Here is a 19,132-nt window from a genome sequence, read left to right as displayed (position 1 = left end):
CGTCCGCGTCGGGTTTGGCTTTCCGCGCGCTCCGGGGCGGCGTCGTTCGGCGCCATCAGGTGCCGCCCGCGTCGGGGAGCAGTCGCACGGGGGCGGCTCCGACGAGCAGCAGCGGGTTGAAGTACTCGGCGGCGTGGCCGGACCCCCGGCGCAGTCCCCAGTGCAGGCAGGCGCTCGCCGGGCACCCCTCGTGGCCCGCGGCGACGCGGCCGAGCGCGGTACCCGTGCCGACCTCGTCGCCCTCCCGCACGAGCGGTGCGTCGATCGGCTCGTAGGTGGTGAGCATCCCGTTCGGGTGCAGCACCGAGACGACGACCCGATCGTCGACGCGTCCGACGTGGTTCACCCTGCCCGCGCCCGCGGCGTACACCGCCTGTCCCGGGACCGCGGCGAGGTCGGCCCCGCGGTGCCCGGGCTGCCAGCGCTTGTGGGGATTGGCGAAGGGCCGCGCGACCGAGGGCCTCGGGTCCAGGGGCCAGTCGTAGTCGCGCGCCATCGCCGACGGTGCGCCCGCGAGCAGGACCGTGAGGGCGGCGACGGAGGAGGCTCGGGTGACGGTGCGCATGCCCCGACGATGCCGCACGGCACCGTCGGGAATCGGGCCGGAAGTGCCTGCCTGTGGAGGAGATCCGGCTATCCACAGGGGCGTGCCGGAGGAGGCTTTCGGACTGCGGTCCGGAGGATTGCGGGAGTACCATGTGGGCCATGACCGCGGCCCCGCAGCATCTTGAGACGATGTCGTTGGACCAGTGGTGCGCCTTGGGGGAGGACACCGCGGCCCGGTACGAGCTGGTACAGGGGGTCGTGCAGGTGTCTCCGAGGCCGAGACCGGATCATTCGTCGGCGATGATTCAGCTGTGTCTGCAGATCCAGCGCCAGATCGATCGGCCGCGTGTGTGCCTGGTGGAATTCGATGTGCTTGTCGGCGCCGGTCCGCACGCCACCGTGCGGGTTCCGGACGTCGTGGTGTTCGATCTGCCCGCGGCGCAGCCGCTACCGGCGGATCAGGTGCGTCTCGCGATCGAGATCCTGTCGCCGGGCACTCGGCGCACCGATCAGGTGACCAAGCGGGAGGAGTACGAGCGTGCCGGAATCGACGCCTATTGGATCGTCGACCTCGACGCCGGCCCGTCCGCGGAGATCCTGACGCTGGAGGGCGGTGCCTACCGCGGCCGGACCGAGCGCGGCACCTTCACAACGTCGGTGCCCTGCGACCTGTCGATCGATCTCGACGCGCTGGAGCCGCTCGGCTGATTCCTACTCGCCCTCGTCCTGCTTGCGCTGGGAGTTGCGACGCCACTCGTCGATCTTGCGTCCCATGCCGGTGGCGACATCCGTGACGCCCTGCCCGACGGTGTTCACGGCGGACGAACCGAAGTCGCGCAGCGTGGTGATCAGCGGGTCGGCGGAGGCGTCGAAGCCCTCCTTGTAGCCGCGGGCCGCGGTGCGGAATTCCTCTGCGGCGCTGGCCTTGTCGTCGTCCACTCGCTGCGGGTACTCGCCGCTCACGATCCGCCCGTAGTCGCCGCGCTCGACCCACCGGTTCAGGTCCGCGGCGCGCAACACCGAGAACGGGTGCGACTGCAGTTCCAGATTGAGCAGCTTGAGCACGCCGTCGCGCAGGTCGCCGGTCCGCTCGTACTCGGCCGCCTGGGCGAGGAAGCGCTGCGTGTCCATCTCGGAGACCTTGGTGCCGCCCGCCGTCTTCATGTGCACGCGCATCGCGACATCGGGGTCCTGCACGCAGAGCAGGCCTGCCCGGTCGCCGGACAGCTCGGACTTGCGCTGCCACTCCATGAGCGCCGCGACGATCGCGCGCAGTGCCCAGCCGCCGATCGGTACCCACCCGAAGCTGCCCGCCAGTCGGAGCAGGTGCATGAGCATCGTGCGGTACACCGCGTGCCCGGACAGCGCGTGGCCGAGCTCGTGGCCCACGACGAACCGCTGTTCCTCCTCGTCGAGCAGTTCGAGCAGGCCGGTGTTGATCACGATGAAGGGCCGGTCCATGCCGATGGTCATGGCGTTCGCCGTCGGATCCTGCACCACGTACAGCTCGGGGGTCGACGAGGCGTCCAGCACGCGCACGCAGTCGGCGAGCAGGTCGTTCAGGTGCGGGAACTGGCGGTCGTCCACCCGGACGCCGGAGGCCAGGAAGAGCAGCCGGTGCTGGCGCTCGCGCAGCAGCGAGGAGATGGCCTTGAGGACCGTGTCGAAGCCCTTGAGGTTGCGCAGCGCGACGAGGGCGGCGCGGTCCGCGGGGTGCTCCCACGCGCGCGTGCTGATTCCCGGTAGTGAGCGGTAGGTTCGAGACACCGAATCGGTCATGAGCCCACGCTACCGTCCGGCGGTGGCCGATCGCTCGGCCAGACGAAGGTCGCCGCGGCACCCACCGCGCACAGCACCATCACCGCGCCCAGGACCACGGGGTTCCCGCCGATCCCGGCGAACAGTGCCGCGATGCCACCGAGCATCATGCGCGCCGCGCCGATCACGGCGGACGCGCTGCCGGCGAGCGAGCCGTGGTCGTCGAGCGCGAGCGCGGCCACCGTCGGCATCACCAGGCCCAGGCTCGCGACCGTCACGAACAACGACGCGATCACCAGCGGCGGCTGCCCGATCGCGAGGGTGACGAGCGAGGCGACGGCGCCCACCACCATGCCCGCCAACCCGATCCGCGCGAGCGTGGACACCGGGACCCGCCCGACCAACCGTCCGGCGACCAGGTTGGTGGCGAGCAGGCCCAGAGCGTTCACCGCGAACACCACGCTGAACTGGGACTCCGAGTACCCGTAGTGGCTCTGGAAGATGAACGCCGAGGTGGAGATGTAGGCGAACATCGCCGCGAACCCGAGTCCGCCGGACAGGGTCAGCGCGACGAAGCGGCGGTCGCGTGCGAGCGAGGCGAAACCCTTCGCCACGGAACCCCAGCCCACCGGTCGACGGTCCGCCGTCGGCAGGCTCTCCGGCACCTTCGCCACGGCGATCGCGAGCAGCGCGACGCCGAGCGCTGCGAGCACCCCGAACAGGCCGCGCCAGTCGGTGACGCGCAGCAACTGTGATCCGGCGAGCGGCGCGATGATCGGCGCGACGCCGCCCACCGCCATGAGGGCCGCGATCATCCGGGCGGCGGCGACACAGTCGAACAGGTCCCGGACGATCGCCAGGCTGAGCACGATTCCCGCGGCGCCCGCCAGGCCCTGGAACAGGCGCGCCACGTCCAGCAGGTACACCGACGGTGCCACGGCGCACAGCAGCGAGCTGACGACGAACAGCGCCATCCCGATCACCATCGGCCGGCGCCGCCCGATCGAATCCGACAGCGGGCCCACGACCACCTGCCCGACGGCGAGGCCGATGAGGCAGGACGTGAGGGTGGCCTGAATGGCGGGCTGCGAGGCGTGCAGGTCGGCGGCCGCGGCGGGGAGGGCGGGCAGGTAGAGGTCGGTCGTGATGGGACCGAACGCCGACAGCGAGCCCAGGATCAGGGCCAGCCGGAGGTTTCCCCGCTGTGCCCGGGAGGAGGATTCCGACACGGGTCGATCCAACCGCAGGTGCGCGCCGCCTGCGAAATCCGGGCTGTGACTACGCCCGGCTCGGGGCGCAGTGCGAGTATTGCGCTCACGATGATTCCAGGGGAACACGGCACCGTCGAACGGCGTTGGCGCTGTTCATGTCCACCACCACGTCCGCGTCCCCCTCGCGGGTCCCCGCACTGCTGAAGAACTTCGGCTTCCAGATCGTCGTCGGCCTGATCGCCGGCGTGCTCCTGGGCCTGCTCGCCCGCAGCATGGCGCCGGCCGCCGACGGCAACGTCAACTGGCTGATCGGCACGCTCAAGACCATCGGTTCCAGCTACGTCAAGCTGCTCACGGTGGCGGTCGTGCCGCTCGTCGTGACCGCCGTGATCGCGTCGATCGCGAACCTGCGCAACGTGACGAACGCGGCGCGGCTCGCGGGCAAGACGCTGCTGTGGTTCGCCATCACCGCGTTCATCTCCGTGATCATCGGCATCATCCTCGGACTGGTGCTGCAGCCCGGCACGCACACCACCGTGACGGGCGCGGGGAAGGCACCGTCGAGCACCGGGTCCTGGTGGGCCTTCCTGACGGGCCTGGTCCCGTCCAACTTCCTCGGCCTGCAGGCCAAGGCCTCCGACGGTTCCGTCTCGCTCAGCTTCAACGTGCTGCAGGTGCTCGTCGTCGCCGCGGCGATCGGCATCGCCGCGCTCAAGGTGGGCGAGAAGGCCGCGCCCTTCATCACCTTCAACGCCTCGCTGCTGGCGATCATCCAGAAGGTGCTGTGGTGGATCATCAGGCTCGCGCCGATCGGCACCGCCGCGCTCATCGGCACCGCGGTCGCGACCTACGGCTGGGACGCGATCGGCTCGCTCGGCGTGTTCACCGGTGCGATCTACCTGGGCCTGTTCATCGTCGGCTTCGTCGTGTACCCGCTGATCGTCAAGGCGCACGGGCTCTCGGTGAAGCAGTTCTTCAGCGGCGTCTGGCCGGCCGCGCAGCTCGGCTTCGTCTCGCGCAGCTCGATCGGCACGCTGCCCGTCACGGAGCGGGTCACCGAGAGGAACCTGGGCGTCCCGCGCGAGTACGCGTCCTTCGCGGTGCCGCTCGGAGCCACCACGAAGATGGACGGCTGCGCGGCGATCTACCCCGCGATCGCGGCGATCTTCGTGGCGCAGTTCTTCCATGTGCCGCTGGGTTTCACCGACTACCTGCTCATCGTCATCGTGTCGGTGATCGGCTCCGCCGCCACCGCGGGGACCACCGGCGCGACCGTCATGCTGACGCTGACCCTCTCGACGCTCGGGCTGCCGCTGGCCGGCGTGGGCCTGCTGCTCGCCGTCGAGCCGATCGTCGACATGGGCCGCACCGCGCTCAATGTCACCGGCCAGGCGCTGATCCCGACCATCGTCGCCAAGCAGGAGGGCATCCTCGACCTCGACGCCTACAACGCTCCGCGCACGGACGTGTACGCGGACGAGTCCGCCGATTCCGATGCGGCGGAGCGGGTTCCCGCTACAGCGTGAGGACCGTCCGCCGACCCGCGGTGTCCGCCCGCCAGATCTCGGCGACGGACTCCGCGGGCACGGCGGTGACGTCGATCTCGATCCCCAGCTCGACCACCGCCTCGAGGATCCGCGGCTGTGCTGCGAGCACCTCGGCGATCGTGAACGAGCCGAATCCGCTGCCCAGCAGCCGGATGTCGGTCGACCGCAGGAGCGCGCCGGGCAGCGCGATCTCCGCGCCCGCCATCGTGCCGATCTGGACGAACTCGGCCGGTCCGCGCTTCTGCAGCGCCGCCAGTGTCAGCTCCGCCGGGCGGCCCCACAGGTAGTCGACCACCATGTCGATCTTCTCGCGGCGCAGCGCTTCCGCGATCTCCGCCTCGGGGGCGCCGAGGTCGATCACCGCGTCGGCGCCCACGGCCGCCAGCACCGCGGTGTTGCGGCCCGCCGCGATCACGCGGGCGCCCAGGTGCCGGGCGACGGCCACCGCGGGCCGCCCGGAGCCGCCCGTCGCGCCCAGGACGAGCACCGTCTGGCCCGGCCGGACCCGGGCGCGCACCGTCATCGCCATCCAGGACGACATGACCGCGTTCATCGCGGCGGCGGCCTGCAGGTCGTCGAGCGCGTCCGGGATCTCGACGAGCGCCGCCTCGGGGACCGCCACCGTCTGCGCCGCGGTACCGCGGGCGGTGACGTAGACGCGCCGGCCGTCCTCGGTGACACCCACCCCGTCGACCCCGATGACGAAGCCCGGGCTCGCGGGGGAGGAGTAGTGGCGGCCGTCCGCGACGCCCCGCGCCAGGTTGTGCAGCGGGACGGCCCGCATGGTGACGGTGACGAGTCCCTCTCCAGAGGGCGGCTCGGGCGTTTCGGTCCAGATCGGGGCGTCGGCGTAGGTGGCGATGGCGGCGTGCACGGCGGTCTCCTTAACGGCGTTAAATTCGAATCGAGCTTAACACCGTTAAGGTGGGGGTGTGGGATTGAACCGGGCGGACGTGGTCACTGCGGCACTGGCCGTACTCGACGAGGTGGGCGTCGAGGGCCTCACGCTGCGTCGGATCGCGGATCGGCTCGAGGTCAAGGCGCCCGCGCTCTACTGGCACGTCTCGTCCAAGGGCGACCTCGTCGACGAGATGGCCACCGAGCTCATGCGGCGCGCTCTGCCCGTCGGGCCGCCGGCCGACGATTGGCGCACCGAACTGCTCGACGGTGCGCGGCGGCTGCGGTCCGTCCTGCGCGCCCACACCGACGGCGCGCGGGTGTTCAGCGGGTCGCGGTTCACCGACGTCGACGTCGTCCGCGCTCGCGAGCGGCCGCTGCGCATGCTGGTCGACGCCGGATTCGCGCTGCGCGACGCCGCGCTCGCGATGTCCACGCTCCGCGACCTGGTCGTCGGTTTCGTCATCGAGGAGCAGGAGGTCTTCGGGCCCGACGGTGCGCCGCGGGCCGGGTACGACCCGGACCACCGCGCCGCGGCGATCGGCGCGGCGGACTACCCGCTCGCGGCGCAGGCGGGACCGACGGCGTGGGGCCCGCCCGACGAGCGGTTCGACGATGCCGTGCGGTTCCTCCTCGGCGGGCTGGCGGCCCGCCTCGCGGGGCCGGAGGCTTGAGTCGGACGGCCGGCGCGCTACGGGGCCGCGGGCGGCATCGTCGACCTGCGGTTCCGTGACGATTTCGCTGGTCGTGCGGACCGGCGTACACTTGCCCTTGCACTCCGTCCAGATGGCGGAGTGACTACGCGTGTTCCCCAGGCGCCGCTCGCGGCGCGCCGTGCAGCGCGGTCTCCTTCCTCGAAGGAGTGCAGCGCGGCGGAACACCAGGACACCGCGCACCGTCCGGCTCGCTGAACTGCGGGAACCGGTCGTCGCGGCGTGTACAACTGCAACTACGAAAGAGGCATCATGGCTGTCGTAACCATGAAGCAGCTGCTGGACAGCGGCGCGCACTTCGGTCATCAGACCCGTCGGTGGAACCCGAAGATGAAGCGCTTCATCTTCACCGACCGCAACGGCATCTACATCATCGATCTGCAGCAGACGCTGACCTACATCGACAAGGCCTACGAGTTCGTCAAGGAGACCGTCGCCCACGGTGGCACCGTCCTCTTCGTCGGTACCAAGAAGCAGGCCCAGGAGTCGATCGCCGAAGAGGCCACCCGCGTCGGCATGCCCTACGTGAACCAGCGCTGGCTGGGCGGCATGCTCACCAACTTCCAGACGGTCCACAAGCGTCTTCAGCGCATGAAGGAGCTGGAGACCATGGAGCAGACCGGTGGCTTCGAGGGTCGCACCAAGAAGGAAATCCTCATGCTCACGCGTGAGAAGAACAAGCTCGAGCGCACCCTCGGCGGCATCCGCGACATGGCCAAGGTCCCCTCGGCCATCTGGGTCGTGGACACCAACAAGGAGCACATCGCCGTGGGCGAGGCCCGCAAGCTGGGTATCCCGGTCATCGCGATCCTCGACACCAACTGCGATCCCGACCTCGTCGACTACCCGATCCCGGGCAACGACGACGCGATCCGCTCCGCCGCGCTGCTGACCAAGGTCGTGGCCTCGGCCGTGGCCGAGGGCGTGCAGGCCCGTGCGGGCGTCGCCACCGGCGATGCCAAGCCCGAGGCCGGCGCCGGCGAGCCCCTCGCCGAGTGGGAGCAGGAGCTGCTCGAGTCGGCCACCGTCGCCGCCGAGGCCCCCGCTGCCGAGGCCGCGGCTACCGAGGCTCCGGCCGAGGCGCCCACCGAGACCCCGGAAGCCTGATCGGCCTCCGGTCGCACTTCCCTTCTACGAACAGGAGCCGCATCAATGGCGAACTACACCGCCGCTGACGTCAAGCGTCTTCGCGACCTCACCGGGTCGGGGATGATGGACTGCAAGAACGCGCTCACCGAGACCGACGGCGATTTCGACAAGGCCGTCGAGGTGCTGCGCATCAAGGGCGCGAAGGACGTCGGCAAGCGTGCCGGTCGTTCCACCGCCGAGGGCCTCGTGGCCGCCAAGGGCGGCGTGCTCATCGAGCTCAACTCCGAGACCGACTTCGTCGCGAAGAACGCGGAGTTCCAGGAGCTGGCCGATGCGATCGTCGCGGCTGCCGCAGCGTCGGACGCCGCCACCGTCGAGGCCGTTCTCGAGCTGCCGCTCGAGGGTGAGACCGTCGCCTCGCGCATCGAGGCCGCGTCGGCCAAGCTGGGCGAGAAACTCGTGCTGCGTCGCATCGCGCGCTACGACGGCCCCGTCGCCGTCTACCTGCACAAGCGCAGCTCGGACCTGCCCCCCGCCGTGGGCGTGCTGGTCTCGTTCTCGGGCGAGGGCGACACCGCTGCCGAGGCCGCTCGCGGCGCCGGCATGCAGGTCGCCGCGCTCAAGGCGAAGTACGCCAGCCGGGACGAGGTCCCCGCCGACGTGATCGAGAACGAGCGTCGCATCGCCGAGGAGACCGCGCGTGCCGAGGGCAAGCCGGAGCAGGCGCTGTCGAAGATCGTCGAGGGCAAGACCGTGGCCTACTACAAGGACACCGTTCTTCCCGACCAGCCGTCGGTGACCGACAGCAAGAAGTCGGTCCAGCAGGTGCTGGACGAGGCCGGTACGAAGGTCCTCGCCTTCACCCGCTTCGAGGTCGGCCAGGAGTAATCCTTCCGTTCTACGCACGAGGCCCGCACCGATGACGGGCGGGTTCACATGATCGTCGCAACACTCTCGATGAGAGGTTGCGGCGATCATGTCGTTTCAGGGGGACTGTGTCCGGTTCGGTGATGCGCTGGCGAGGCTGGTTGATGCCGGGGTGCCGGTGAAGGAGGCCGCTGTTGCGGTTGGTGTGCCGCGGCAGCGGTGTTACGCGATCCTGCGGGCGATAGGCCGGCCGGTAGGCCAGCCGCGTGGGCCGGGCAAGCCTGCCGATCCGGAGTCGATCGTGGCGGTGTTCGATCGGACCGGCTCGATCAACAGGGCGTCGATCGAGTGCGGCGTGGCGTTCTCTGTGGCTCGCCGGATTCTGGTCAACGCTGACCGGGTGTCTGCTGCCAGGCTCACCGTGGGGAAGCCAGAGGCGAAGAAGCAGTTCCTCGCGCTGATCGAGCAGGGGTGGTCGGTGAATTGTGCAGCGCGTGAGGTGGGGGTGAACCGGCGCACGGGCCAGGACTGGCACAGGGGAATCCGACACACGAGCGGTAGGCGGATCTACCCGGACGGCACGGTCGTGGACTATCGCTCCGGATCGGTCTATAAACAGCCCGTGAACAGTGTGAACTGCACAGATGCCGCTGTCTCGGTGATCAGCGATCGGTATCTCTCGCTCGCGGACCGGATCACGATCGCTGACGGTCTGGTGCTCAAGGATTCCATGCGCACCATCGCGGCGAGGATCGGCAAGAACGTCTCCACGATTTCGCGGGAGGTCCGTGCGCACAGCGTCGCCGGCCGGTATCTGCCGCATCAGGCCGATCGGGCAGCCGCGGCAGCTCGGGCGCGGCCGAAGCAGTCCAAACTGGTGGTGAACGCGGTCCTGCGGGCAGCGGTCGAGGAGGGCTTGTCGAGGAAGTTCTCGCCGGAGCAGATCTCGTACCGCCTGCGCCGGGATCATCCCGACGACGAGAGCATGCGGGTGAGCCACGAAACGATCTACCAGGCGTTGTACTTCCAAGCCCGCGGAGGGTTGAAACGTGAAGTGCAGCAAGCACTGCGGACCGGACGGACCAGACGCAAACCGCAGCGGAAGGAAGGGCAGCGCTATCAGCGGTTCATCGACCCGATGGTGATGATCAGCGACCGACCTGCCGAGGTCGAGGACCGCGCTGTTCCCGGGCACTGGGAGGGGGATCTGATCTGCGGTGAGCAGAACAAGACCGCGATCGGCACCCTGGTCGAGCGTTCCACGCGCTACACGATGCTGCTGCACCTGCCCGACGGGCATGACGCCGAGCAGGTCCGCGACGCGATCATCACGGCGATGAAGGACCTGCCCGCGCACCTACGTGGGTCGCTGACCTGGGATCAAGGCGCTGAACTGGCCCGACACAAGCAGGTCGCCGTCGCGACCGACCTCGCCGTCTATTTCTGCGACCCGGCCAGCCCCTGGCAGCGCGGCAGCAACGAGAACACCAACGGGCTGCTCCGCCAGTACTTCCCCAAAGGCACCGATCTGAGCATCTACAGTCACGCCGACCTCGAGCACGTCGCCCAAGAGCTCAACGGCCGCCCACGCAAAACGCTCGACTGGGATACCCCAGCCGAGCGTCTGCGTGATCTAATCACCACCAACTAACAGGCAGTGTTGCGTCGACCCCTTGAAACCGCCACGTCGGTGCGGGCCTCGTCGTCTCTCCGGGGCGTGCGGATTTCTTCAAGCCCGACGGTGGCCGCGGCTGCGAGTCTTGAGGGCATGAACACCACACGCAAAGACATCAACATCTGGCCCGGCATCACCTGTGACGATCCGCTCGCGGAGCGGGAGTGGTTGCGCCGCCTCGGTTTCGAGGACGGCATCCTCGTCGAGGGCGACGGTGACGGCGAGGTCGTCCACTCCGAGATGCTCTGGCCCGACGGTGGCCGAGTGATGGTCTCGAGCCTGTGCAAGGTCGACAAGACCTTCACCAACCCGCCCGGCACCTCCGGCGTGTACGTCGTGGTGCACGACCCCGACGCCGTCTACGCCCGCGCACAGGAACTGGGCGCCCGCCTGGTGCGCGACATGGCGGAGGAGGACTATGGCTCCAAGGGATTCTCCGTCGCCGACCCGGAGGGCAACACGTGGAGTTTCGGTACCTACGCGGGGTGAGCGCTCCCGGGATCGCCCGGGCAACCGCCTACGACATCACCGGCGTGCTCCCCGGGACGCACCTCGCCGTTCCCTCACCGACGCTCACGCTGATCATCGACCTCGGGCACGGTCTGGACCTGACGGGCCCGGGCCTGCCCGAGCGCACGACCTTCCGGCTGTGCATCTCGGGGATGCATCCGACGCCCTACCTGGTCCACCACGACGGCCTGCAGCGCGGCGTCCAGGTGGACGTGCGGCCGAGCCTCGTCCGGGCGCTCACCGGCGCGCCGGCGGCCGAACTCGGGGGAGAGGCGGTCGAGCTCGACGACCTCCGCCCCGGGCTCGCAGCGGAGCTGTACGGGCGTGTCGTGGCCGCGCCCGCGGGGGAACGTGAGGCCGTCGCGGCGGCGGTGCTCGCCCGGCACGCGGTTTCGGGCCGCGAGGTGCAGCCGGACGCCGCGGCGGCCTGGGCCCACCTCGCCGCCCGGCAGGGTCGGGTCACCGTCGCCGAACTCGTCGAGCGGTCGGGGTGGTCGGCCCGGTACCTGGCCATGAAGTTCACCGCCGAGTACGGCATGGGGATCAAGCAGGCGGCGCGGCTGATGCGCTTCGACGCGGCACGGCGCGAGCTCGAGGCGGGCATCCCCGCGGCGGACATCGCGGTGCGCCGCGGCTACGCCGACCAGGCGCACCTGGGTCGCGAGGTGCGCTCCTTCCTGGGCCTGTCACCGTCGGCCTACCTCGCGCGTCGGCGGGGTGAGTTCACGCCTGTGTAGTCTCGCCGGGGTGTCCTGGATCCGCCGTGCGACCGCACTGGCCCTCGTGGCCTGCCTCGTGCTCGCGGTCGCCGGGTCCACCGCGATCGGCGGCGGAAGCGGCTACACGCACTACCAGCGCAACGCCGTCAGCTACATCCCCGACCTCCCGGGCGGGGCGCAGTACGTCTCGATGGGGGACAGTTACGCCGCGTCCGGCTCGCACGCCAAGGTGCGGCCGATGGACCTCTGCGCCCGCAACGGCGACGATCTCGGCCACGTCCTCGCGCAGCGCCTGCAGCCCTACTCGTTCACCGACCGGGCGTGCTCGGGCTCCACGCTCGACGACCTCACCCAGCCCTCGCCGAAGCCCAACACCTCGCCCCAGATCTACGGCGTCGGACCGTTCACCAGGCTCGTGACGATCGTCATCGGGGCCAACTCGCTGGGCTTCGGCAACATCGTCGTGCACTGCTTCGGCGATCCCGACGATCGCTGCGGCGCCGTCGCCACGCAGGACCTTCCGGGCTCGCAGGGCTGGAACTTCGTCCGAGCGCAGTACGCGGCCACCGTCGACGCGATCAGGCGGGCGGCCGCGCCGGACGTGCGCATCGTCCTCGTCGGCTATCTCCCGTTGTTCCCGCTCGACGGTCCGCTGGACCGCGCCTGTCTCGACCGGGCCGGCATCCCGGAGCAGAACGTCGGGCACTGGCGCACCTGGTACCGCAGCGTCGACCGGCTGATCCGTGAGGTGGCCGCCGACCGCGCCGTGATGTACGTGCAACCGCCGCTCGACCACACGGCCTGCGATCCGGATCCCTACACGCGGCTGGGCGGCCCGAAGCTCAAGAAGCAGGAGCCCGAGGCCAACGGACTGCACCCGACGGCCGCCGGACAGCGCGCATTGGGCAACCTGATCGAGGACCGGCTCCGAGGAACCGCGCGGCCCGCATAGGATGGTCGTCGTGACGGACACGGCCCAGGAACTTCAGACGGATCAGGACGCGACGCAGGATCAGGCACGGCACGGCTACAAGAGGGTGCTGCTCAAGCTGGGCGGGGAGATGTTCGGCGGCGGCGAGGTGGGCCTCGACCCCGATGTGGTGACCACGGTGGCGCAGCAGATCGCCGAGGTCTCGCGCAGCGGCCACGAGATCGCGGTGGTCATCGGAGGCGGCAACTTCTTCCGTGGTGCCGAGCTGCAGAACCGCGGCATGGACCGCGCGCGATCGGACTACATGGGCATGCTCGGCACCGTGATGAACTGCCTCGCGCTGCAGGACTTCCTGCAGAAGGAGGGCGTGGACACGCGCGTGCAGACCGCGATCACCATGGGCCAGGTCGCCGAGCCCTACCTGCCGCTGCGCGCCAAGCGACACCTCGAGAAGGGGCGCGTCGTGATCTTCGGCGCCGGCATGGGCATGCCCTACTTCTCCACCGACACGACCGCCGCGCAGCGCGCGCTGGAGATCGGCGCCGAGGTGGTGCTCATGGCCAAGGCGGTGGACGGCGTGTACGACAGCGACCCCCGCACCAACCCGGACGCGAAGCTGTTCACCGAGATCACCCACCGTACGGCGCTGGAGAAGGGCCTCAAGGTGGCCGACGCGACCGCGTTCAGCCTCTGCATGGACAACAAGATGCCGATGCTGGTGTTCAATCTCCTGGAGGAGGGCAACATCGCCCGCGCCGTCGCGGGGGAGAAGATCGGCACCCTCGTCCGGCCCTGACGCCGGCCCGAAGACCACCACCACTGGACAGACAAAAGGACGTGTGACGCAAGTGATCGACGAAACGCTCTTCGACGCCGAGGAGAAGATGGAGAAGGCCGTCTCGGTGGCTCGGGAGGACTTCCAGTCGATCCGCACCGGCCGCGCCAACCCCGGGATGTTCTCGAAGGTGGTCGTGGACTACTACGGCTCGCCCACGCCCATCACCCAGATCAGCTCGATCACCACGCCCGAGGCGCGGCTCGTGGTGATCAAGCCCTACGAGGCGAACCAGCTCGGCAACATCGAGACGGCGATCCGCAACTCGGACCTGGGCGTGAACCCCACCAACGACGGCCAGTTGCTCCGCGTGAGCATCCCGCAGCTCACCGAGGAGCGCCGCAAGGACCTGGTCAAGCAGGTCAAGGGCAAGGGCGAGGACGCCAAGGTGTCCATCCGCAATGTCCGGCGCAAGGCGAACGACCAGCTGGCCAAGATCGTCAAGGACGGCGACGCCGGCGAGGACGAGGTGGCCCGCGCCGAGAAGGAGCTCGACAAGACGACAGCCAAGTACGTCGCCCAGATCGAGGACCTCGTGGCGCGCAAGGAAGCCGATCTGATGGAGGTCTAGCCGTGCCGGAATCCCCCGACTCGGTCGGCGCCGACAGCCCCGCCCCGGGCGCGCCCGCGGCACCGTCGGCCCCCGAGAAGCGCAAGATCAGCGCCGGGCGCAACCTTCCGGCCGCGATCGGCGTGGGCGTGAGCCTGGGCGCGATGATCGTGGCGATCCTGGTCTTCGCTCCGCACCTGTGGGTTGCGCTCGTCGCGGCGGCGGTGGCGTTGGCGACCTGGGAGGTCGTCAAACGGTTCCGCGCCGCGGGCACGAATCTCGAGCTGTGGCCGATGCTCATCGGCGGCCAGGCGATCATCTGGCTCAGCTGGCCGCTCGGCCCCGAGGGGGTGTTGGCGGCGTTCGTGGCCACCGTGCTGGTCGCGATGATCTGGCGGTTGTTGGGACACCAGAGCACCGCCGCACCCAACTCGTTCACCCGCGACATCTCGACGACGGTGTTCGTCCTCGCCTGGATCCCGCTGTTCGCGGCCTTCGGCGCCATGCTGGTGCTGCCCGACAACCGGGGCCCGCAGCGCGTCGTGGCCCTGGTGCTGCTCGTGGTGTGCTCGGACGTGGGCGGCTACGCGGCCGGCGTGCTCTTCGGCAAGCATCCGATGGTGCCCGCCATCAGCCCGAAGAAGTCCTGGGAGGGCTTCGCGGGGTCGATGGTCGCGGGCGCGGTCGGCGCGGTGCTGGTGCTCAAGTTCCTGCTCGACGTGAACCCGCTGTGGGGCCTGCTGCTGGGCCCGGTGGTGGTGATCACCGCGACGCTCGGCGATCTGCTCGAGTCGCAGGTCAAGCGCGACCTGGGGATCAAGGACATGGGCACGCTGCTGCCCGGTCACGGCGGCCTGATGGACCGGCTGGACTCGCTGCTGCCCAGCGCGGTCGTGGTCTGGGCGGCACTGACCGCCCTCATGGGCAGCTGACGGTCCCGCGCTCCCGCACGGTACCCGGCCCGACGGTCCGCCTCAGCGCGCCCGGCGGAGGGCCTCGCGCAGGGGCCGCGGCACGACGCCCTCGCGGCGCCGGGCCTTGCGGCGGGTGACGACGACGCCGATCAGTGCGATCGCCCAGAGCGGGTACTGCGCGAGCCAGGCCGCGCGGAAGCCGTCGAAGGTCAGGCCCGCGCCGGCGCCCATGATCGAGCCCATCGCCTGGATCAGGACGAGGCTCGCGAGGAAGCCGCCGATGTTCACCATGCCCTGTGCGGTGCCGAGCACCCGGGTGGTGTTGAAGGATCGGGCGTAGTCGAAGCCGATCGCGCTGCTCGGCCCACCGACGGAGATCACCAGCACGAGTACCGTGAGCAGCCACACCGGTGAGGGCTCGTCGCGCACCAGGACCGCGGTCCAGACCGCCGCGCTGCCGATGATGATGGCGATCACCATCCACGAGCGGCGGGTCGGGAATCGCCCGGTGAGGTAACCGATGACGGGTCCCGCCGCGAGCGTCGCCACCACACCGAAGGTCACGATCGCCCCCGCCTCGCCGGACGAGAGGCCCTGCGCGGTGGTCAGGTAGGGGACGCCCCACATGAGCATGTAGGCCGTCACCGAGAACATCGCACCCATGTGGGTGAAGAAGCCGAGCCGGGTGCCGGGGTGCATCCACGTGGAGCGCAGGATCCCGGGGATGTCCTGGGCGCGGACGGTGATCGTCGGTGCCACCCTCTCGGGCGGCGCGTCGCGCACGAACGCCAGCACCGCGACCGCGGCGATCAGGCCGAGGCTCGCGGCACCGAGGTAGGCGGGAGTCCAGCCCTCGGCGTGCAGCAGCGCGAGGAAGGGCACCGCGGACAGGATCTGGCCGAGTTGGCCCGTCATGCCGGTCAGTTGGGTGACCAGGGGAATCCGTCGGACCGGGAACCACGCCGGGACCAGGCGCAGTACCGACACGAAGGTGAGCGAGTCGCCGATGCCCACCGCGACGCGGCCGGCGATCGCGAGGGGCAACGACTCGGTGAGCGCGAGGCTCATCTGCCCGGCGGCCATGATGATCGCGCCGGTGAACACGAGCCGCCGCGACCCGAACCGATCCAGCATCAGGCCCGCCGGGATCTGCATGCCCGCGTACACCACGAGCTGCAGGACGACGAACGCCGAGAGCGTCGCGGGCGCCGCGCCGTACCGTGCCGCGGCATCGGTACCCGAGACGCCGAACGAGGTCCGCTGCAGGACGCCGATCACGTAGGCGAGGGTCGCCACCGACCAGACGATCCATGCGCGCATGGATCCATCGTTCCACCGTGCGCTCCGACGGCCGGGCGCGGGTGGGTCACGGCCCGCGAGCCCAGCGGCACGGCCCCCAGGCCGGGCGGCTCAGTCCTGCAGTTTCTTCGCCGCGCGCCGCAGCTGGATGATGCGCAGCGCGCCGGCGAGGCCCACGAGCAGCGCGCCGCCGATCGCGGCGATGAGCAACGAGACGCCCAGCGGCAGGGTGGCCTTCCAGAAGATCAGGTTGATCTCGGTGTTCTGCTGGTTCTGCACGATGAACACGAGCAGGAGCAGCAGCACCACCGCGCCGCCGAGCAGCCCGGACCAGAGCGCGGCCGACCGCGTGTGCTTGACCTGCTGGTAGGCATTGCGGGTGTCGACGCCGCGCTTGCTCGTGGGCGCCGCGTCCGCGCTCTTGCCGGCGGCCGGGCCGGGAGCCGCACCGTCGAGATCTGTTCGGTCCCGCGTCACGGGTAGCCGCGCGTCGTCCGCGGCCTCGTCCGGCACGGGTACTTCCAGAGACGCTTCGCTGTCACGAACGCGGTCTTCGTCCTTCGCCATGGCGGTTATCCTGCCATCTGTCGGTGGGCGGTGAGCGATGACGCGCGGTGGCGGGGATCACCCGCTGATGGTCGTGGTCGTCCGTTCGTCGCTGACGTGGGAGGATGGACTGGTTATGAGCACCTCTCTGCCCCTCGTATTCGACGCCCCCAAGCGCGGCAAGCCGCCGCGCCACCTCGCAGATCTCACCGACGACGAACTCAAGACCGCGGTCAAGGACCTCGGTCTGCCCGCGTTCCGCGCGAACCAGCTCGCGCGCCACTACTACGGCCGGCTCGAGGCCGACGCGTCGACGATGACCGACCTGCCGGCGGGTGCGCGGGACACCGTCGGGCAGGCACTGCTCCCCGAGCTGATGACGCCCGTGCGGCACATCGCGACCGACAGCGGAACCACCCGCAAGACGCTGTGGCGGCTGCACGACGGGACCCTGCTCGAGTCGGTGCTGATGCGCTACACCGACCGCGCCACGCTGTGCATCTCCAGCCAGGCCGGCTGCGGCATGGCCTGCCCGTTCTGCGCGACCGGGCAGGGCGGGCTCGACCGCAACCTGTCGACGGCGGAGATCGTGGATCAGGTGCGCAGCGCCGCGCGGGCGATGGCCGACGGTGACGTCGCCGGCGGGCCGGGACGCCTGTCGAACGTGGTGTTCATGGGCATGGGCGAGCCGCTCGCCAACTACAAGCGGGTGGTCCAGGCCGTGCGCCGGATCACCTCTCCCGCCCCGGAGGGGATGGGCATTTCGCAGCGGCACGTCACGGTCAGCACCGTCGGGCTCGCGCCCGCCATCCGGAAGCTGGCCGATGAGGGCCTGTCGGTGACGCTGGCCGTGTCGCTGCACACCCCCGACGACGAGTTGCGCGACACGCTGGTGCCGGTGAACAACCGGTGGAGCGTCGCCGAGGTGCTCGATGCGGCGCGGTACTACGCGGACCGGACCGGCCGCCGGGTGTCGATCGAGTACGCGCTGATCCGCGACGTGAACGACCAGCCGTGGCGCGCCGACATGCTGGGGGAGAAGCTGCGCAAGAAGTTGGGCCAGTTCGCGCACGTGAACCTGATCCCGCTGAATCCGACGCCGGGCAGCGAGTGGGACGCGTCGCCGAAGGATCGGCAGGACGAGTTCGTGCGCAGGGTGATCGCGCAGGGTGTCTCGTGCACCGTGCGCGATACCCGCGGACAGGAGATCGCGGCGGCCTGCGGTCAGCTGGCCGCCGAGGAGAAGTAGCTCAGTACTGCCACTTGCGGCGGCGCGTGACCAGCCACTGGATGAGGATCGTGCCGAGGATCGCCACGGCGAAGCCGATGAGGAAGACGTCCTCGACCTTGCCCTGGTGGTTGCCGTGCATCATGAACAGCAGCAGCGCGGCGAACAGCACGCCGGCGATGCGCGCGGACCGGGGGGCGTTGCCGCTCCAGCCCCAGTCACGCGACGGGACGTCGGCGACGTCGACCTTCGAAGTGCTCTGACGCTCCAGGTCGGTGGTTGCCACTGCGTTCTCCTTCGTCGCTTCCGTCAGCTGCGCATCGGGGCGACCCGCGATGCACACCGGGCGCGGGCCCGGGATACGCGTGAATCCTATCCCGCTACGACCGTGCGTCGTACGAGGGGCGCGCAAACGCGTGGGTAGCGTGGCGGTGTGATCTTCCACCTCGCGCTCGTCGCCGACTGGAACGCCGCCCGCGCGGCCGGCGAGTACACCGTGTCCACCCGTGGCGCCTCACTCGCGGACGTCGGGTTCGTGCACTGCTCGACCGCGGAGCAGTGGCGCGGCGTGCGGGAGCGCTTCTACGCCGACGTGCCGGTCGCGGACCTCGTCCTGCTGTCCATCGACCCGACGGGGCTCGACGTGCGCTACGAGCCTCCGGCGCCCGGCGTGGAGGAGCTGTTCCCGCACGTCTACGGCCCGATCCCGGTGTCGGCGGTGGAAACGGCGGGCGAGCTGCACGTGGCCTCGTTCCCCGAAACCTCGTGGGGTGAGGCGGATCTGGCGGTGTTGCCGGACGACGGGCACCGCTACGAAATCGTGGACGGGAGCTTACTCATGACGCCACCACCGTCGCAGGGGCACCAGAGCATTGGCGGAAACCTCTTCGTGGCGCTCCGGCTCGCCATGCCTCGGGGCTTCCGCGGACTGTACGAGGTCGGCGTGCGCGTGCAGGGCGGCAACCTCATCCCCGACATCGTGGTGCTCCAGCCTGGAGCCGCCAGAGTTCCTGTGTGGAGTGAGTCCGAGGACGTGGTGCTGGTCGTCGAGATCGCATCGCGCTCCACGCGGGTCACCGATCGCACACTCAAGGCCGCGAAGTACGCGGAGGCGATGATCCCGTCGTACTGGCGCGTCGACGCGGACGGGACCGTGACGATCCACACCGATCCGGACGGCCTCGACTACACGCGCACGCAGGTCGTCCGGCCCGGCGAGCGGCTTCACGTCGACGTCCCGTTCCCCGTCGACCTGGATGCCGCGTCACTCATCGAATGATGCCTTCTAGTCTGAACT

The 19,132-nt window shown here is 70.0% G+C and carries 21 protein-coding genes; 14 read left to right on the top strand and 7 right to left on the bottom strand.

Features of this window, described 5'->3' with window-relative positions; translation table 11 throughout:
- Window positions 1-55: 55 nt before the first annotated feature.
- Window positions 56-565, bottom strand: coding sequence for a M23 family metallopeptidase (locus HF999_RS10745; RefSeq protein ID WP_168545874.1), 510 nt, complete (start codon window positions 563-565; stop codon window positions 56-58).
- Between the two features lie 140 nt (window positions 566-705).
- Here HF999_RS10745 and HF999_RS10740 point away from each other — a divergent pair, with 140 nt between their 5' ends.
- A complete protein-coding gene (locus HF999_RS10740) occupies window positions 706-1,254 on the top strand; it encodes a Uma2 family endonuclease (RefSeq protein ID WP_168545873.1) in 549 nt (182 codons plus the stop codon).
- Between the two features lie 3 nt (window positions 1,255-1,257).
- Here the strand turns inward: HF999_RS10740 and HF999_RS10735 are convergent, their stop codons facing one another.
- Together HF999_RS10735 and HF999_RS10730 are read right to left on the bottom strand one after the other, a co-directional pair.
- Entirely contained in the window at window positions 1,258-2,325 is a 1,068-nt protein-coding gene (locus HF999_RS10735) for a M48 family metallopeptidase (RefSeq protein WP_168545872.1), read from the bottom strand.
- Entirely contained in the window at window positions 2,322-3,533 is a 1,212-nt protein-coding gene (locus tag HF999_RS10730) for a multidrug effflux MFS transporter (RefSeq protein WP_168545871.1), read from the bottom strand. Before HF999_RS10730 ends, HF999_RS10735 begins: the two co-directional genes overlap by 4 nt.
- Window positions 3,534-3,670: 137 nt before the next feature.
- Between HF999_RS10730 and HF999_RS10725 the strand changes: the two genes are divergently transcribed.
- A complete protein-coding gene (locus HF999_RS10725; protein ID WP_168545870.1) occupies window positions 3,671-5,041 on the top strand; it encodes a dicarboxylate/amino acid:cation symporter in 1,371 nt (456 codons plus the stop codon).
- Here the strand turns inward: HF999_RS10725 and HF999_RS22985 are convergent.
- Window positions 5,031-5,936, bottom strand: a complete 906-nt coding sequence (locus HF999_RS22985; RefSeq protein ID WP_168545869.1) for a zinc-binding dehydrogenase — start codon at window positions 5,934-5,936, stop codon at window positions 5,031-5,033. The two genes, HF999_RS10725 and HF999_RS22985, sit on opposite strands and share 11 nt — an antisense overlap.
- Window positions 5,937-5,994: 58 nt before the next feature.
- Between HF999_RS22985 and HF999_RS10715 the strand changes: the two genes are divergently transcribed.
- From HF999_RS10715 to HF999_RS10670, 10 genes are all read left to right on the top strand, one after another.
- Entirely contained in the window at window positions 5,995-6,633 is a 639-nt protein-coding gene (locus HF999_RS10715) for a TetR/AcrR family transcriptional regulator C-terminal domain-containing protein (RefSeq protein WP_168545868.1), read from the top strand.
- A gap of 291 nt (window positions 6,634-6,924) precedes the next feature.
- The gene (gene rpsB / locus HF999_RS10710; protein ID WP_168545867.1) at window positions 6,925-7,779 is read left to right on the top strand and encodes a 30S ribosomal protein S2; all 855 of its coding nucleotides are present in this window, start codon (window positions 6,925-6,927) and stop codon (window positions 7,777-7,779) included.
- Between the two features lie 45 nt (window positions 7,780-7,824).
- Entirely contained in the window at window positions 7,825-8,649 is an 825-nt protein-coding gene (gene tsf, locus HF999_RS10705; RefSeq protein WP_168545866.1) for a translation elongation factor Ts, read from the top strand.
- A gap of 439 nt (window positions 8,650-9,088) precedes the next feature.
- Complete coding sequence (locus HF999_RS10700; protein WP_425580056.1) at window positions 9,089-10,279, top strand: IS30 family transposase; 1,191 nt, start codon at window positions 9,089-9,091, stop codon at window positions 10,277-10,279.
- Window positions 10,280-10,396: 117 nt separating this feature from the next.
- Window positions 10,397-10,792 (top strand): VOC family protein, encoded by a 396-nt coding sequence (locus HF999_RS10695; protein WP_168545865.1) that lies wholly within the window; start codon window positions 10,397-10,399, stop codon window positions 10,790-10,792.
- Window positions 10,789-11,550, top strand: a complete 762-nt coding sequence (locus HF999_RS22810) for an AraC family transcriptional regulator (protein ID WP_312854097.1) — start codon at window positions 10,789-10,791, stop codon at window positions 11,548-11,550. The genes HF999_RS10695 and HF999_RS22810 overlap by 4 nt, the downstream gene beginning before the upstream one ends.
- A 10-nt stretch (window positions 11,551-11,560) precedes the next feature.
- The gene (locus HF999_RS10685) at window positions 11,561-12,484 is read left to right on the top strand and encodes an SGNH/GDSL hydrolase family protein (RefSeq protein ID WP_168545863.1); all 924 of its coding nucleotides are present in this window, start codon (window positions 11,561-11,563) and stop codon (window positions 12,482-12,484) included.
- Between the two features lie 10 nt (window positions 12,485-12,494).
- Window positions 12,495-13,259: a UMP kinase gene (gene pyrH / locus HF999_RS10680; RefSeq protein ID WP_376766487.1), complete on the top strand. Its 765-nt coding sequence runs from the start codon at window positions 12,495-12,497 to the stop codon at window positions 13,257-13,259.
- Between the two features lie 52 nt (window positions 13,260-13,311).
- The gene (gene frr / locus HF999_RS10675) at window positions 13,312-13,869 is read left to right on the top strand and encodes a ribosome recycling factor (protein WP_068570628.1); all 558 of its coding nucleotides are present in this window, start codon (window positions 13,312-13,314) and stop codon (window positions 13,867-13,869) included.
- 2 nt (window positions 13,870-13,871) lie between these two features.
- Window positions 13,872-14,780: a phosphatidate cytidylyltransferase gene (locus HF999_RS10670; RefSeq protein ID WP_376766486.1), complete on the top strand. Its 909-nt coding sequence runs from the start codon at window positions 13,872-13,874 to the stop codon at window positions 14,778-14,780.
- Window positions 14,781-14,822: 42 nt separating this feature from the next.
- Here the strand turns inward: HF999_RS10670 and HF999_RS10665 are convergent, their stop codons facing one another.
- Both HF999_RS10665 and HF999_RS10660 read right to left on the bottom strand, forming a co-directional pair.
- Window positions 14,823-16,082: an MFS transporter gene (locus tag HF999_RS10665; protein WP_168545861.1), complete on the bottom strand. Its 1,260-nt coding sequence runs from the start codon at window positions 16,080-16,082 to the stop codon at window positions 14,823-14,825.
- A 90-nt stretch (window positions 16,083-16,172) separates the two neighbouring features.
- Window positions 16,173-16,628: a LapA family protein gene (locus HF999_RS10660; protein WP_168545860.1), complete on the bottom strand. Its 456-nt coding sequence runs from the start codon at window positions 16,626-16,628 to the stop codon at window positions 16,173-16,175.
- Between the two features lie 115 nt (window positions 16,629-16,743).
- Here HF999_RS10660 and rlmN point away from each other — a divergent pair, with 115 nt between their 5' ends.
- Complete coding sequence (gene rlmN, locus HF999_RS10655) at window positions 16,744-17,856, top strand: dual-specificity RNA methyltransferase RlmN (protein ID WP_068570624.1); 1,113 nt, start codon at window positions 16,744-16,746, stop codon at window positions 17,854-17,856.
- Between the two features lies 1 nt (window position 17,857).
- On the opposite strand, the gene HF999_RS10650 is transcribed toward rlmN, so the two are convergent.
- A complete protein-coding gene (locus tag HF999_RS10650; protein ID WP_168545859.1) occupies window positions 17,858-18,121 on the bottom strand; it encodes a DUF2631 domain-containing protein in 264 nt (87 codons plus the stop codon).
- Between the two features lie 147 nt (window positions 18,122-18,268).
- Between HF999_RS10650 and HF999_RS22980 the strand changes: the two genes are divergently transcribed.
- A complete protein-coding gene (locus HF999_RS22980; RefSeq protein ID WP_168545858.1) occupies window positions 18,269-19,114 on the top strand; it encodes a DUF952 domain-containing protein in 846 nt (281 codons plus the stop codon).
- Window positions 19,115-19,132 lie beyond the last annotated feature (18 nt).

Origin of the sequence: Tsukamurella spumae (assembly GCF_012396015.1) — a bacterium.
Lineage (GTDB): Bacteria > Actinomycetota > Actinomycetes > Mycobacteriales > Mycobacteriaceae > Tsukamurella > Tsukamurella spumae.
The sequence above is the reverse complement of the archived record's forward strand: the minus strand, read 5'-3'. Positions and strand labels throughout refer to the sequence as shown.

Bases quoted from the DNA above. Each gene is read 5' to 3' on its own strand.
- HF999_RS10660 (WP_168545860.1), bottom strand. From the start codon at position 16,628: ATGGCGAAGGACGAAGACCGCGTTCGTGACAGCGAAGCGTCTCTGGAA.
- rpsB (WP_168545867.1), top strand. From the start codon at position 6,925: ATGGCTGTCGTAACCATGAAGCAGCTGCTGGACAGCGGCGCGCACTTC.
- HF999_RS10740 (WP_168545873.1), top strand. From the start codon at position 706: ATGACCGCGGCCCCGCAGCATCTTGAGACGATGTCGTTGGACCAGTGG.
- HF999_RS10665 (WP_168545861.1), bottom strand. From the start codon at position 16,082: ATGCGCGCATGGATCGTCTGGTCGGTGGCGACCCTCGCCTACGTGATC.
- HF999_RS10695 (WP_168545865.1), top strand. From the start codon at position 10,397: ATGAACACCACACGCAAAGACATCAACATCTGGCCCGGCATCACCTGT.
- tsf (WP_168545866.1), top strand. From the start codon at position 7,825: ATGGCGAACTACACCGCCGCTGACGTCAAGCGTCTTCGCGACCTCACC.
- HF999_RS10745 (WP_168545874.1), bottom strand. From the start codon at position 565: ATGCGCACCGTCACCCGAGCCTCCTCCGTCGCCGCCCTCACGGTCCTG.
- HF999_RS10725 (WP_168545870.1), top strand. From the start codon at position 3,671: ATGTCCACCACCACGTCCGCGTCCCCCTCGCGGGTCCCCGCACTGCTG.
- rlmN (WP_068570624.1), top strand. From the start codon at position 16,744: ATGAGCACCTCTCTGCCCCTCGTATTCGACGCCCCCAAGCGCGGCAAG.
- HF999_RS10735 (WP_168545872.1), bottom strand. From the start codon at position 2,325: ATGACCGATTCGGTGTCTCGAACCTACCGCTCACTACCGGGAATCAGC.